Source organism: Streptomyces sp. NPDC007095 (assembly GCF_040634475.1).
GTDB lineage: Bacteria > Actinomycetota > Actinomycetes > Streptomycetales > Streptomycetaceae > Streptomyces.
Genome location: NZ_JBEYFS010000067.1, coordinates 1 through 14,194, shown reverse-complemented (window position 1 = coordinate 14,194; position 14,194 = coordinate 1). Strand labels below are relative to the sequence as shown.

9 protein-coding genes and 1 pseudogene are annotated in these 14,194 nt (G+C 68.5%); 7 read left to right on the top strand and 3 right to left on the bottom strand.

Annotated elements, in window-relative coordinates:
- Nucleotides 1-29 precede the first annotated feature (29 nt).
- Both ABZ656_RS23310 and ABZ656_RS23305 read left to right on the top strand, forming a co-directional pair.
- Nucleotides 30-347 carry a hypothetical protein gene (locus ABZ656_RS23310; protein WP_101406303.1) on the top strand — a complete coding sequence of 106 codons (318 nt, stop codon included), beginning with the start codon at nucleotides 30-32 and terminating at the stop codon, nucleotides 345-347.
- A gap of 481 nt (nucleotides 348-828) precedes the next feature.
- Nucleotides 829-1,539 (top strand): Crp/Fnr family transcriptional regulator, encoded by a 711-nt coding sequence (locus tag ABZ656_RS23305; RefSeq protein ID WP_101408279.1) that lies wholly within the window; start codon nucleotides 829-831, stop codon nucleotides 1,537-1,539.
- Nucleotides 1,540-1,571: 32 nt separating this feature from the next.
- Here the strand turns inward: ABZ656_RS23305 and ABZ656_RS23300 are convergent, their stop codons facing one another.
- Nucleotides 1,572-2,090, bottom strand: coding sequence for a Pycsar system effector family protein (locus ABZ656_RS23300; protein WP_101406304.1), 519 nt, complete (start codon nucleotides 2,088-2,090; stop codon nucleotides 1,572-1,574).
- Between the two features lie 288 nt (nucleotides 2,091-2,378).
- Between ABZ656_RS23300 and ABZ656_RS23295 the strand changes: the two genes are divergently transcribed.
- The 5 genes and pseudogenes from ABZ656_RS23295 to ABZ656_RS23275 all read left to right on the top strand — a co-directional run.
- Entirely contained in the window at nucleotides 2,379-3,350 is a 972-nt protein-coding gene (locus ABZ656_RS23295) for a hypothetical protein (RefSeq protein WP_101406305.1), read from the top strand.
- Entirely contained in the window at nucleotides 3,347-7,810 is a 4,464-nt protein-coding gene (locus ABZ656_RS23290) for an ATP-binding protein (RefSeq protein ID WP_360270220.1), read from the top strand. The genes ABZ656_RS23295 and ABZ656_RS23290 overlap by 4 nt, the downstream gene beginning before the upstream one ends.
- Nucleotides 7,807-8,850 (top strand): tetratricopeptide repeat protein, encoded by a 1,044-nt coding sequence (locus tag ABZ656_RS23285; protein WP_101406307.1) that lies wholly within the window; start codon nucleotides 7,807-7,809, stop codon nucleotides 8,848-8,850. The genes ABZ656_RS23290 and ABZ656_RS23285 overlap by 4 nt, the downstream gene beginning before the upstream one ends.
- A 1,342-nt stretch (nucleotides 8,851-10,192) precedes the next feature.
- Nucleotides 10,193-10,891, top strand: a complete 699-nt coding sequence (locus ABZ656_RS23280; RefSeq protein WP_360270218.1) for a non-canonical purine NTP pyrophosphatase — start codon at nucleotides 10,193-10,195, stop codon at nucleotides 10,889-10,891.
- Between the two features lie 86 nt (nucleotides 10,892-10,977).
- Nucleotides 10,978-11,869, top strand: a pseudogene (locus ABZ656_RS23275) (DNA-directed RNA polymerase subunit alpha); the annotation flags it as partial.
- A 70-nt stretch (nucleotides 11,870-11,939) separates the two neighbouring features.
- Here the strand turns inward: ABZ656_RS23275 and ABZ656_RS23270 are convergent.
- Nucleotides 11,940-13,124 (bottom strand): amidohydrolase family protein, encoded by a 1,185-nt coding sequence (locus tag ABZ656_RS23270; RefSeq protein WP_360270216.1) that lies wholly within the window; start codon nucleotides 13,122-13,124, stop codon nucleotides 11,940-11,942.
- Nucleotides 13,117-14,194 (bottom strand): MAB_1171c family putative transporter (locus tag ABZ656_RS23265; RefSeq protein ID WP_360270214.1); only part of this gene is annotated, 1,078 nt, incomplete at its 5' end. The genes ABZ656_RS23265 and ABZ656_RS23270, both read right to left, overlap by 8 nt.

Genomic DNA, 14,194 nt, shown 5'->3' with positions numbered 1-14,194 from the left:
CACAACCTGCACAACCCAAAGGGGCCAGAGTGACCGAAGTGGAGTTGGTGGCGCCCGCGTTGGCCACAGAGGTGGCGGCCGGACTCCCTGACATCTCACGCGGGGTCGTCCACGACCTCCACGCCGCGCTGAGAGAGGCAGTCCGCCGACGGTTGGTCGGTGGCAGCTACGGCGTGCGGGTACTGGACGCGTACGAGACGGACCCCGACGTGTGGTGGACCCGGCTGCTCCGGGTCCTGACGGTCTCCGGGACGGAGATGGACGAGGAGATCCTCGCGGCGGCCCGCGCTGTGCTCCGCGCGGACCGCTGGACAGGGCACATCACCGTGGACGCGGTCGGCTCATGACGAAGTGGGCGACTCTTGCGGGCACGCTGCTGGGTGTGGGAGTCGTCATAGGGACCCCGCTGTTGGCGGAGGCACGCAAAGATCACCGCGAGCCGGTGCGGGAGGCCCGCAGGCAGACGTACAACGTGACGTCCGAGTGGCGCAGGACCCGGTGTGGCCTGTACGGGGGTTCCTCGCCGTGCCGACCCGGGCGGAGCGCAGGACTCTGGCGATCAAGAGTGCGCTTCCTTGGAAGGCCCGGGGCAGTGCCACGGACCGATGTACGTCGATGCCGCCGAGGGCGTCCTGATCTCGGCGGTGGCGATCTATGGGGTCGGGGGATGAAGGGTGGAGAGCAGGTGGCTGCAGGGGCACAGGGGCTTGTTGGGAGTGCCCCGCTTCGTAAAGGTCTTGATGGCCAGTGGTCGGTGGTCGGAGCGCCCTCGGTTGTTCCGGAGAGACCCTTCTTGGTGACCATGTCGGAATGGAGCGGGAGACGGGGATGCACGTGACAGTGCCCAGCGGGACCGAGGAATGGCCGGCGCGCAGTCTGCTGGGGAGGCTGTCTCCCCCGGCGCGGCGGGAACTGCTCGAGCTGGGGACCGAGGTTCGGTTCGATCTGGACGCCGTGTTGCTGCGACAGGGGATGAACGACCAGCACGTACTGCTGCTGTTGTCCGGTTGCACCAAGGTCTCGGCGATCGTGGAGAACGGTGAGACCTCGCTCCTCGCCATCAGGGCCGTCGGTGACACCGTGGGTGAGATGGCCGCCATGGACGGGTCGGCCCCACGCTCGGCGACGGTCACCGCCTGCGGTCCACTGACCGCGCGGGTGGTGTCGGACGTCGCGCTGCGGGAACTGCTGGCGCGCCGCCCCGAGGTCTCCATGGCCCTGACCGCGGTCCTCGCCGACCGGCTGCGCTGGGCCAACCGCAGGCGGCTGGACTTCCGGGGGTACCCGGCGAAGGTGCGGTTGGCCCGGGTGCTCGTGGAGCTGTCCGTGTCGTACGGAGCTCCCCGGGCCGACGGAGTGGTGATCGACGTCAGGCTGACGCAGCAGGAGCTGGCCACGCTGGTCGGCGCCGCGGAGACGACGGTCCACAAGGTACTGCGCGAATTGCGGGACGAGGGCCTGTTGGAGACGGGTTACCGTGCCACCGTCATCAGAAACCTGCCCCGGCTCAGCCGGCTCGCGGACCTGGCGGATGAATGACCGCAGCCGAGCTGTCGTCAGCCGAACCCCCGTCAGCCCAGTACCGGTCGCAGGGCCACGCTCAGCCCGGCGCTCACGCCCATGACGGCCGTGCAGACCACTGCACTTGTCAGCCAGCGGTATTTGAGCACGGCGACATGGGCGAGGAACCGCACCGTGTGCGACAACTCCTGGCGATCCGCGGCCTCGTCCGCGTGCGCGTTCTCGGCGGGCAGGATGTCGGGGCCCGACCGCAGGTGGACGAAGCTGTACCGGTTGGCGGCCCGGTCCCGCAGCAACCGCGGGCTCAGCACCGCCGCCAGACTCACCGCCCCACCGATCAGGCCGCAGATGAACAGGGCCAACAGCGTCCCCGCGAACACGCCAACCACGCCTCCCTGTTCGCAGACGAGCACGGCCCCACGACTCCAGGCCCCTGCCGTGCCGGCGAGCCCGGCCTGCGCCGCCGCCAGAATGCCGGCCTTCGCGTCCGCGTGCTGGTGGGTCGTCTGCAGCGCGGTGAACATGTACTGCGCGGGGCGCCTGTCGGCCGCACGGGCGCTGGGTGTCATGGACGTCGTCTCCTCCGTCGGCGAGGGGTGTTGTGTCCAGTAACCGGTGATCGCCCCGGCCGAACCAGTCACTTCTGCGGGTTCTGGGAGTTTCGCGCGCGTTCTCACAGCTCTCGGCATTGCGTATTTCCACGGGGTTCCCACCGAGGTTGTGGGTGTACGACTTCAGTACCGGCGCTCGTACGACGGGGAGCGGGCGCCGGTCTGTCATGGAGCACATCCGTTGGTCAACAGGGGATTTCCGTGAAACGGGGTCGTCCCCCTCACATGCGTGGAGCGAGAGGTGTCATGACAGAGAACGGCACGGAAGGACCGGGCGGCACCGGAGCGTTCGAGCGCAGGCTTTTGCTTGCGGTCGACGCGAAGGGATACGGCCGCGCCGATGCGGTGACCCAGCGTGAGTTCCAGGAGGCGATCACGCGACTGCTGGGCGAAGCGGCCGCCACCTCCCGGCTGGAGCGCGCGAGCTGGGTGACCCAGGAGGGCGGAGACTCCGTGTTCGCCCTCCTGCCCGAGAGAGCCTACGAGCCCGCCCTGATCGACACCTTCATGCGTGCTCTGGACGCCGGACTACGAGCCTTCAACCAGAACCGGGTGCCGCAGGCCTGGCTCAGACTCAGGGCGGCCGTCCACTTCGGCTCGGCCTCGCCGGGAGCCAACGGCTTCGTCGGCCGGGCCCCCGTCGAGATCGGACGCATCCTCGACTGCGCGGCCCTGCGCAGGGTTCTGGAGGTGGCGCCGTACGCCTGCCTTGCCGTTGCCGTGTCGGCGACCGTCTTCCACGACGTCGTGGGGGACGCGTACACGAGCATTCCGGCGGAGGAGTTCCGTCGAGTGCGGGTCAAGGAGAAGGAGTACGAGGGAGAGGCCTGGATCTGGGTCCCGGCCGACGATGTACGGCAGCTGGACCTGGTTCTGGACCGGTCGCCGGTCGCGCTGGGCGTCGCCGGTCTCGCCAGTCCTGCGAGCCCCGGCAGCCCTGGGAGCCCCGGGAGCCCCGGGAGCCCCGAGGATGACGGAGGGCCCGGCGGTGCCGCGACAGCGCCGCGACCGCCGGAGGGGCCCACCGGCCCCGTGGACAAGAGCGGCGCGCTCCTGGTGCAGATCGACGTGGAGGCGGAGGAAGTAGCGGGGACCGCGACCATGGTGCGCACGGACCAACTCGAGGGCACCATCAAGGCCAATGCCAAGATCGGTCGCGTGACGTCCGAGGGAACCTTTGTCGGGGCGGACATCCGTACCACCAGGGACGAGAAGTGACCGCCCGGGCCCGGTCGGGCTGCGCCTTCGAGGACGTCGTCCGAGCTCGGACAGAGGCGGACTTCGTCGAGCGCGAGTGGCTGTACGACGAGATCGAGCGGGCTCTGGACGCCGACCGGGGCCAGTACGTCCTGGTGACGGGCGAGCCGGGAACGGGCAAGACCAGCCTGCTCGCCGGTATGGCGCGGGCACATCCCGAACGGCTTCGTTACTTCTTCCGACGGGACAGTCGGATCGCCCTCACCGGCGGGGACATCCAGTCCTTCCTGCTGTCCATCGGGCATCAGCTCGCCCGCGTGCGTCCGGAACTCTTCAAGCTGGAGCACCTCGAGGTGGTGATCAAGCAGCACATCGAGTCGGTCGAGGCCGAGGGCCGTGTGGTCGGAATCAGGATCGAGGACCTGAGCGTGTCGCCGTTCCACCGCACCGCCATCCTGGAGGTCGAACAGCGCGTCGGCACGCTCTCGGGCGAGGCCCACGCCGTCGAGATCGGCTCGGCCCGACTGGAGCCCCGCCTGTTGGACCCCGACAACCTGGCGCACCTGGCACTGATCGGGCCCGCGCAGGTCCTGGCTGCGCAGGATCCCGAGGCCAGAATCGTCATCCTGCTCGACGCGCTGGACGAGATTGCCGACGACGACACGACCGCGCCCAGAGAAGGGCTCCTGCACTGGCTGGCCCGCTCACCCGAACTGCCCGCCAACGTCAAGGTGGTCATCACCTCCCGACCGCACTCCGGGCTGCGGCTGTTCCGCGCGGCCCGCGAGGACCGGCTCACCGACGTGGTCATCGACGCCGGCTCACCCCAGGTCGTCAACGACCTGCACACGTACGCGAACCGCGTCCTGGAGACGGATGCCGTCATCGCCGCGGAAAGGTCCAGGGGCAACCTCCCGGGCAGCACGAAGCGGTACGCCGTCCACCGGGCCGCCGGGAACTTCCTGTATCTGGCCACGTATGCACGGGCGCTGATCGACGCCGCCGGGAAACAGAACGACGAGATGGTCGACAGGCTGCTCGTCTTCAGCGGCGTACCGGGGAATCTGCCCGGGCTGTACGGCTTCTTCGTGGAGTTGGTCCGCGAGGAACTCGCCCCGTGGCCGAGGGGCCCGGGCGGTCCGTCGTCCGGGTGGGAAGGCGTGGGCCTGCCGATCATCGGTGTGCTGACCGTGGCGCGGGAGGCGCTGTCGGAAGACCAGCTCACCGCGCTGTCCGGCACACCCGTGCGGGAGGAGCCCGCGCGGAAGGTTCTCGAAAGCCTGCGCTGGCTGCTGGAACGCCGAAGTGACCGGATCGCCTTCTTCCACACCTCGGTCGGTGAGTTCCTCGCCGGGAAGGAAGCGCAGGAGAAGCACCCGGAGTGCTGGGTCGACGAGTCCCGGTGGCACGAACGGATCGTGCGGCACTACCGCGGCGCCGCGCCGGGCTGGGTGGAGGTGGACTGGACGCAGGTGGACCGCTACGGCCTGGCCCACCTGGTCGCACACCTACTGAAGGCCGGGCCGGGCAGCTTCGACGAAGCCCTTGACCTGGTCTGCCCCGGTCTGCGCAAGGCCGTCCGCATCGAGTTCGGAGCCGAGGGCCGGTTTCTCGAACTCGTCGACAGCATCGCCCACCATGTCGCGGACACCGCACCTGTCGCCACCGGGCTGCCCGCGATGACGTACCTCGCGGTCGTTCGCCACCAGGCCGCGCAGTCCAGCGGCGCGCTGACGCCACGGGCGATCGGCCTGCTCGCCCGGATGGACCGCCTCAAGGAGGCCCTGGAGCACGCGGCCGGGATCAGGCCGTCGCTGTGGCAGTTCACGGCCTTCGCGGAGATCCTTCAGTACGCGCACCCCAAGCCCGGCGACCCCTCGCCGGACGACCTGTTGGACCTTCTGGTCGAGTCCGCGCTGACGATCCCCAGACGAGGCGGCTTCTACGGCAACAGGGACGCGGAGCGGGCGGCCGAGGCGGCCGCACGCCTGGTGGCGCCCCACGATCTCGAACGCGCGTTGCGGCTGTGGCGGCACGGACGGGACGCGGCGACGCGGGAGTCCCTCCCCGAGGAGGAGCCGGACGCCGTGTACCGCGCCGCCGTAGCCGCTGAACAGGACGTGGACAAGGCCCGCTCCCTCCTCGACAGGATCAGCGGCGAGCGCTGGGCGGACTACCTGGACCTGGCGGAGCGCACCGCCCCGGCAAGGGCCCTCGAGCTGCTGCGCGCGGCCGAGTCCTGCCTGGCGACCGTGGATCCGGCGACCCGTGTCCTGGCCTTGGCGAGGCTGGCCTCCGCGTGGGCGGCACACAATCCGGACATGAGCCGGCGGTTCCTCGCCGAGGTGCGTGCGCAGGTCTTCGATGCCGGCGATGAGAGGGAACTGGCACCCCGGCTGGCCGAGGCGGCAGGTGTGCTGGCGGACGTGGACCGGACCACGGCACGCTTCCTGCTGGCCCGCTTGGACACAGCTGTGCTCGACGGGATTTCGCAACGCGCCATCCTCGACGGAGTGCGCCTCTGGACCCGCTGGGAGCGGCCCGAGCGTGCGCGGACTCTCGCCGACCGGTACCTCGCGAAAGCCCTCGGCGACTGGGAGAGACTCGATGTGATGAAAGCGCTCGGGCGGTCGAGCCGGGCGAAGGAACTGCGGCTCGTGGAAGGGATTTACGCCGCCCTCCCCGAGCCACCCGCCGATCTGACGGCGTACGCGTGGCGCAGCTCGGACCGCGACGATCAACTGATCCGCGTGGTGAGGACCATGGCCGAGTACGACGTCGGGCGGGCAGAACAGATGGCCCGGGGCATAGCCGGAACCACCTGGGGGGACGACTGGTACGACCGGGACTGGGCCCTGGCCGCGACCGCGGGCCCGGCCCAGGAGATCCTTGGAGACGACCGGTATTCGGTCCTCGCAGGTATCGCGCACCTCCGCGTCACCCGAGGCCAGGGCCGACAGGCCGCCGCGCTCCTGCAGGAACTGCTGGAGCGCGGGGAAACGCCCACACCGCCCCGTGGGGGCGCCGGTGTCGGCGCGGACTTCGCGAGTTCGCTGCCCGCGTCGGGTGAACCTCCGGCCAGGAACGATCTGGAGCAGATGAACCCCCTCGGATTCGGGGCCATGTTCAATCTGAGCCATGCCTGGGCCGCTCGCGTGAGGGATCACTTCTTTCGCGATCCGGCCGACGTCGTCCGCGCGGTCGAGCTCTACTCGAGTGGCAACGCCGCCAGAGTGGTACGGCGGCTGGCGGAGCGGCTTGCGCACCGGGACCGCTCCGTGGCGGGCGCCGTCGTAGGCTCCCTCGCGGATCCCGGGGAGCGGGCCATCGGTTTCGCGGAACTGCACCGGGCCGCGCACGGCCCCGTCAGCAGTTACTCCCACCACTGGCCCGAGGCGGACGAGTTCTCCAAGGAGGTCGACCGCGCGCTCGGCGAACTACCACGCTATCGGTGGACGGTTTCCGACACACACGTCGCGGAGCAAGAAGCGTGGGCATACGCGCGTCCCGACCACCGTGTCCGCTTCGAGCTAGCCGTGCGCGCTCTGGGGTGCCGGGCGGAGGACGGGAAAGCGATCAGGGATCTGACCTGCCTGTCCTTCACGCAGCTCTTCTCCCAGCGTGTGTGGATTTCGGAGGCGTATGCCGCCGACGTGATCGACAAGAAGGGTCCCCAAGAGCCATTCGCTCGAATGCATCTGGAGAATCTCAGTCTTCAGCACGACCTGAACCGGCGCGATCTGGCCGAGATCATGGCGGCCGCATGTGCGTACCACGAGTACCGGATCGCGCGTGAGGTACCCAAACGTCGGATCCGCACGCCAAAGGTACGCCTCGACAACCCGGTCTACGCCGCGGCCGTGGACCTCGTGAGGCCCGCACCCGGCGCCCCGCTCAGCCCTTCGTTCATCGAACGCCTGCGGAAGTTGCTCGACGCCGGCACGCTGCCCGCGGCAGCGGAACTGCTCGCGTTCGCCGCGGACGTCAGGCCGGAGAACCGGCACACACTTCGCGAGCTGGCCACGGAGGTCATCGCGAAAGCCGGCGACGGTTCCGCGCTCGGCGTGGACGCACTGGCCGCCCTGGCGGTGTCGCCCGTTCTCGGCGACCTGGTGGATCCTGTCGGACTCCTGCGCGAAGCCGAACGCTGCGACCCCCGCTATCCGTTCTATGAGTGGATCCCCAGGCATGTCGTGGTCCGTCTCTTCCCGGTCCTGCTGGAGCGCGCCCCGGCGGTCGCCCTCCGTAAGTTCTACGAGTCCGCTTCGGGCGACTGGTCCTCCGCCATGTGGCTGTTGGAACACGCGCCGGACGCGCTGCTCAAGGCACTGGGCACCGGCGCGGCGGCCACTCTCGGCTCGGCCATCGACCGAGGTCTCGCCTGCACCTCTCCCGAGGGCGTGGCCCCCGACGTCGTGGACGGCGTCCGGTTGGCGCAACTTGTCGCCACCGGTCCTACGGAGAGGGGGCAGGCATCATGACGCATCCCGTCGATCCCGCGGTGGCACGGGCGCATGCGCACGTCCTGGACCTGTTCCGCCCAAGCCCCGCCGGACCGGACGAGGTGTCCGGACTGGCCGAGGTGTGCCGCGCGGCCCGTGACCGGCTCGCGGCCATTCCGGCCCTCGACCCACTCGATCCGCGCACCTGGAACTCGTACGCAGTGATCACGGCGGATGTACAGACGCTCCTCGGCTACCTGCGCGAAGCCGGTGTACCGATCAGCGAGCCGGAGCGCTTCCGGTCCTTGCTGATCCGCGTCCTCTACTACCTCTACGAATCCGAGAAGGCGCAGACCGGTGTCCTCCTCGCGGAGCTCCTCCACCGCGACTGGCAGGCGCGGCTCGGGGAGTCGCACGCCGACACGCTCCATGCCACTGCGCGCCTTGCCGCGTGCCTGTACGCACACGGTGAGCCGAAACGGGCTAGGCCGCTGTTCGAGCGGGTCCATCAGCAGCAGGCGGGCCAATTCGGTGACGACGATCCCGCCACCCTCCTCGCGGCCTGCAACCTGGGCGCGTGTCTCACCGAACTCGGGGACCACCGTGCGGCGTTCCTCCTCAAGGAGGACACCGTACGGCGTTGTGAGCGACGACTGGGAAAGGACCACGAGACGACGATCCTGGCCACCCAGAACCTCGCGGGCAGCCTTTTCGGCCTGGGGCGGCACCGGGACGCGCTGACCCTGTACCGGGATATTCACCAGCGGCAAAGACGGGCGTCGGGCGAGGACTCCCTGCTGACGCTGAACGCGGAGGCGAGCATTGCCATCACCCTCCACAAGCTCGGGGACTACGAGGCGGCATATGCCGCCAACGCGGACCTGTTGCCGAGGTTCGAGCGCGTGGCCGGAAAAGACCACTCGGGCACCAAGCACACGCACGCGCGTCTGGTGAGGAACCTCCGGGCGCTCGGGCGTTACGAGGAAGCCGACGAAGTCCACGGCGGGATACCGAAGTACGGATCACCGACGCCTCATGGAGGGCCGGGGGCCCTCGCGCCTCGCTTTCGAGGAGACTGAGCGCTTCCAGCATCCGCCGCGGGCGTTCCAGTCATCGCCGTAGGAACTGGTGGCCGCCTTGCCCACAGGACGCGCTCAGATCATGTACGCCACCCACAGCTCCGTCTTCGTCGACCCGGCCGACTGCCATCAGATGAGCCACCGGTGCCGTGCTGTGGACGAGGGGCATCCGGTCACCAGGTGTGCCCAGCGTCCGAGGACGACCTTCGGCGTGCCCTCTGGAATAGTCGATGCTGGCAATCTCAGGCCGGACGATCGACGGGATCGCTGGGGGCCTTCTATCGGCGGCGGCTGAATCTCGTGACCCTCTGACGGCGGATCAGTACCGGGGAAGTATTCGTGGAGGAAACCACTGGCGGATGGCTTGTATAGGTCCGACAGTGATCTCCGCTCGGCTCTCCGACCGGTCGACAGCAGCGCTGGCAGCCGAGCGGCAGCCTCGCGGGCGGGACGGGGAGAACCGCGCCGATGGACAGCCGGTGGACAGACGCCTTTGGACGGTGCATCACGGGGTGGCATAGGCCAACCTGTTGCACGTGCTCTGATCAGGTAAGACGTCACTGGACGGCACGACGTGGCACTACGCAACATGATCGCTCATGGTCTCGTAATGCGTAGGTCTCGGGTTCGAATCCCGCAGGCGGCTCCATGGTGAACCCCAGGTCAGGCCTTTGACCTGGGTTTTTTCCTTTCGGGTGACCTTGGGAACCGGGCTAATCGGGCACGTGCGGCCTATGCGTCGTAATGCGTAGGTCCGAGGTGTGGTTTCTGTGTTGACGTAGGCGACCTAAGCCCCTGACCTGGTCTTTTGCCTGTTCGGGAGGGATAGATCAGACTCGCGCAACTGGTCCCGGTGGACAACCGGTGGACAGCCGTGCGTGACACTCCATCAGGGGCCTGTCGCTGCCCGTTGGACGACGTATGAAATGGACGGGTCTCCGATGGGACGATCGGCGTCGTCGGGACTGTCCGGTCCTGACAGATCTCACGTCTGTCGTGTGAGGGGGCGACGAGTGCGCGGGAGCCAGGACCGAGAGACCTCCCGCGAATCGCGGTGCCGGGCGAGGGCTCTTGACCGATACGGAACAGGCGCCAAGTCCGGCGTAGCCCCGGGCGCAGCCGCACAGCACGGACCGCAGTGCCGCGAGGTCATCCCGCCAGGCACTGCGATCCGCCTCCGTGGAAGACCCGCCGCGATCGTTGCGCCGACGGAGCGGCGGGTCAGCCAGGTCCACAATGATCACTTCCACGTCGTGTCCCCTAGCGCAGCGATGGCGTTCGTAGCATCGACTATCCCGTCAGGGGACGTGGATGCTGCTGTCTGAGAAAGGGTCTACTGCTCATGCCGGGTATCAAGGTGGCGATGTGTACGGGGAATTCGGGCAAGTTCCGTACGGCTCAGGAGCATCTCGCGCCTTGGGGTATTGAGGTGGAGCAGGTGGCGTTGGAGCTGGACGAGATCCAGACCACGTCCGTCGCGGAAATCGCCCAGCACAAGGCCCGGCAGGCCTTCGCGGTCCTCGGACGACCGCTGTTCGTCGAGGACTCGGGGTTCTACATCGAGGAGTTCGGCGGTGGCCGGGGCCCATGGTCAAGCAAGCCCTCGAAGCCTTCGGGCCCCGCGGATTCACGCACCTCGCAGACCTCACGGAGAAACGGACGTGCCGTTTCGCGAGTGCCGCCGTGTACGTCGACGCGCGAGGCGAGCTCCACACCTTCGCGGACGACTCCCGGAAGCCGGGCTCCATCGCCTCTGCCCCCGATCGCCGTGATGGGCCGCGGTCCTGGTCGGATCTGTGGTCGATCTTCGTCCCCGAGGGCGCCACGTCGACACTCGCGGCCCTGCCGCCCGCTGACCAGGAACAGGTGTTCGCCGAGTGGCGGGCGCAGCGCCTTCGCCCCCGCCAGCCCCAGAGCATCGAGGAAAATCTGCGCCGGAGACTCGGCGACTGGGACGAGGCGGCATTCGGCCCGCGCGAGATCGATCTGGCCAACATCCAGGGTGCTCGATGGCGGCGGTGCAGGGGCTCAAGGCCGGTGATCGGCGGGTACGTGCTGCATGGCAGGCTCGGGGCCGGGGGCATGGGCGAGGTCTTCCTCGGCCGGTCGTGCGGCGGGCGCCGGGATTCCGTTCCCGGTTCGTGATCGAGCCCCAGCGTCCGGGGCGAGGGTGTCGTGCACGAGTTCACCGCTGCCGGGCGTCCAGGAAGACGTCACCGACCTGATCCTCAACATCAAGCAGCTGGTCGTGAGCAGTGAGCACGACGAGCCGGTGGTGATGTACTTGCGCCGGCAGGGCGCGGGTTTGATCGCCGCCGCAGACATCGAGCCGCCGGCCGGTGCCGAGGTGCATAACCCCGACCTCGTCCTCGCCACGCTCAACGGCAAGGGCAAGCTGGAGATGGAGCTGACGGTCGAGCGCGGTCGCGGTTACGTCTCCGCCGTGCAGAGCAAGCAGGTGGGCCAGGAGATCGGCCGTATTCCGGTCGACTCGATCTACTCGCCGGTTCTCAAGGTCACGTACAAGGTCGAGGCCGCGCGTGTCGAGCAGCGCACCGACTTCGACAAGGTGATCGTCGACGTCGAGACCTAGCAGGCGATGCGTCCGCGGGATGCCATGGCGTCGGCCGGTAAGAAGCTGGTCGAGCTGTTCGGGCTTGCCCGCGAGCTCAATGTCGACGCCGAGGGCATCGACATGGGTCCGTCGCCGACGGACGCCGCGCTCGCCGCTGATCTGGCGCTGCCGATCGCGGAGCTGGAGCTCACGGTGTACTCCTACAACTGCCTCAAGCGTTAGGGCGTCCACTTGGTGGGTGATCTCCTGGCGCGCTCGGAGGCCGAGCTCCTGGACATCCGCAACTTCGGTGCGAAGTCGATCGACGAGGTCAAGGTGAAGCTGGCCGGCGCGGGCCTGGCCCTCAAGGGCAGCCCGCCCGGATTCGACCCGACCGCCGCCGTCGCCGACAACTTCGCCGTCGGCGACGCGGACACGAGTTTCGTCGAGACCGAGCAGTACTGAACGCTGTCAGGCCGTGCGGGAGTCGAGAGTCCCCGAGTTATGTTCTTCGGGGTCCTGCAAGAGGACAGGCTCAGTGAATGCGCCCGCCTGCCACAACGAGTCGTATGTCGTGCAGGGCCTTGAGGTCGTCGAGGGGGTTGCCTTCGACCACCACGAGATCGGCACGGTATCCGGGGGACAGGCGACCGGTGTTGTGGGCGATGCCGAGAGCCTCAGCGGCATCGACGGTGGCGGAAGCGATCACCTTCGTCCTGGACAGTCCGATGTACTCCAGGAACTCGAGGCTGGAAGCGAGGCCGTCGAAGCCTGAGCGCGGTATACCCGCGTCCGTACCAGCGATCAGACGCACGCCCTGTTCGGCCATCCGGCGTGCGGGAGAGAAGACCTCTCGGGCCCGGTCGGGACCGATCCGCTCGGCGAAGGACCGCCAGTTGGGGTGGGCGGCCGGGCACACACGGATCCCTTTGGCGACGATCTGCGCGACGAGGTCCTCGCGCACATCGACCTTGCCGTCCTGTGCCATCCAGGTGCAGTGTTCGATGGTGTCGACTCCCGCGGTGATCGCCGCGGCGATTCCCGCTGTGCCGTGTGCGTGGGCAGCGACCGGCAGACCGGCGGCGTGGGCCTCTTCGACGGCTGCGGTGAGTTCCTCCGTGGTGAACTGAGGTTCCCAGATGGCGGGGCCGCCTGAGGTCAGGCCGCCGCCGGTCGCCATCACCTTGATTACATCCGAGCCCTGCTTCGCAGTGCGGCGTACGGCTTCCCGGATCTCGTCGAGGCCCTCGACCTCGCCGCCGAGAAACCAGCAGTGGCCCTGGGGTGAGGTCAAGGGACTGCCGGCCGCGAGGATCCGTGGTCCGATCTGCCTGCCTGCTGCTATCTCGTCCCGCAGGTTGAAAGCGAGGCCGCCGCGGTCGCCGAGATCGCGGATGGTGGTGACGCCGGAGTCGAGGAGTTGCCGGGCGCGGCCGGCCATGTTCTGCAACAGTGCCGCGTCGTCACTCGCGCGCAGGGAGGCAACAGGATCGGGGCCGGCGTCGAAGCCCAGGTGGACGTGGCAGTCGATGAGACCGGGAAGCACCGTGGCGTCCGGGAAGGACAACGTTCGGTGATCCCGCCCGGCCTGTGTCTCGACGTCCGCGCGCGGGCCGGCGGCGACAATCCTGTTTCCGGTGACGAGAACCGCGGCGTCTTGCGTGTGCTCGCCGGCGGGGCCGAGCAGCATGTGTCCTGCGGTGATCAGAAGGTCAGTCACGCCGACTCCCATAGTGTTTTCTGCGCTGTTCCTGCTGGGCGGTGGGTGAAGTACGACGGTCCAACGCGTCCGACAGCATGACGAGTTGCCGTACGTCCGCATCCAGACCCTGCTCCTGCGGTATCGCCACGGCGACCGCGACGTACGGCGCTTCCCGGCCTTCCGCCTGGGCTTCCAGGGCGGCGCACAACCGGTCCGCCAGGAGATCGGCCGACGGCTCGGAACGGCTCGAGCCCGTCAGTTCTTCCTGCCTGAGATACGGACTGATGCGTACCAGCCCGTCTCGGCACTCGATGGCTCGACGGTAGTAGTGGCGGTCCACTCCGCGTGGCCACCGCAGCAGTACCCGTGGGCTGATGCGGTTACGGTGGAGGGCATCCTGGGGGTACGCCTCGTGCAGCAGGCTCCACAGTGGATGCATGCGGTGGTACATGCTGCGTCGGTGCCGACGCAGGCGCATGACCGACAGGCGGGCGTGTACGGCCGGGTAGCCGACTCCGATGAGGAACAAGAGGATCGCTACGGCGATCAGGTGGCCGGAGATCTTTGTGACGGCCGGGGCGGCGGTCCCCCCGTGCCAGCGCACCAGGGTCAATGCCGATCGGATCGCGCTGGCGGCGGCTATGCCGCCGAGGGCGGACGCTATCAGCCACAGACCGACGGACAGGGGGCGGTGGGATGCTCGCACATAACGCAGGGTCCAGCGCAGGGCCATCACGAGGGCGTAGACCAGATACAGATCGGCGAGGAGATAGAAGACCGCGATGGCGGAGACCCGCATGTCCACACTGCCGTAGTCTCCGCCTGTGTCGTGTCCGGCGGCAGCGATTGTCGCCAGCGTGGTGCCCAGGATGGCGAGTCCCAGGGGAAGCGCCTCCCATCGGGCACGTATACGTCCCCTCTGAGGATCCGTCGCGGAGTACAGATAGAAGCACATCAGCCAGAACACCATGCAGAACGCGAAGACGTTCTGCACCAGCCTCGGAGCTCCGGCCCCACCGACGGAGCGAATCACCTTTGCTGCGGGCGACAGAGCGAGCCCGAAGGAGGCGGCCGCGCTTGCCAGACAC

Coding starts and splice junctions, on each gene's coding strand:
- ABZ656_RS23305 (WP_101408279.1), top strand. CDS start 829: ATGCACGTGACAGTGCCCAGCGGGACCGAGGAATGGCCGGCGCGCAGT.
- ABZ656_RS23300 (WP_101406304.1), bottom strand. CDS start 2,090: ATGACACCCAGCGCCCGTGCGGCCGACAGGCGCCCCGCGCAGTACATG.
- ABZ656_RS23295 (WP_101406305.1), top strand. CDS start 2,379: ATGACAGAGAACGGCACGGAAGGACCGGGCGGCACCGGAGCGTTCGAG.
- ABZ656_RS23285 (WP_101406307.1), top strand. CDS start 7,807: ATGACGCATCCCGTCGATCCCGCGGTGGCACGGGCGCATGCGCACGTC.
- ABZ656_RS23280 (WP_360270218.1), top strand. CDS start 10,193: ATGCCGGGTATCAAGGTGGCGATGTGTACGGGGAATTCGGGCAAGTTC.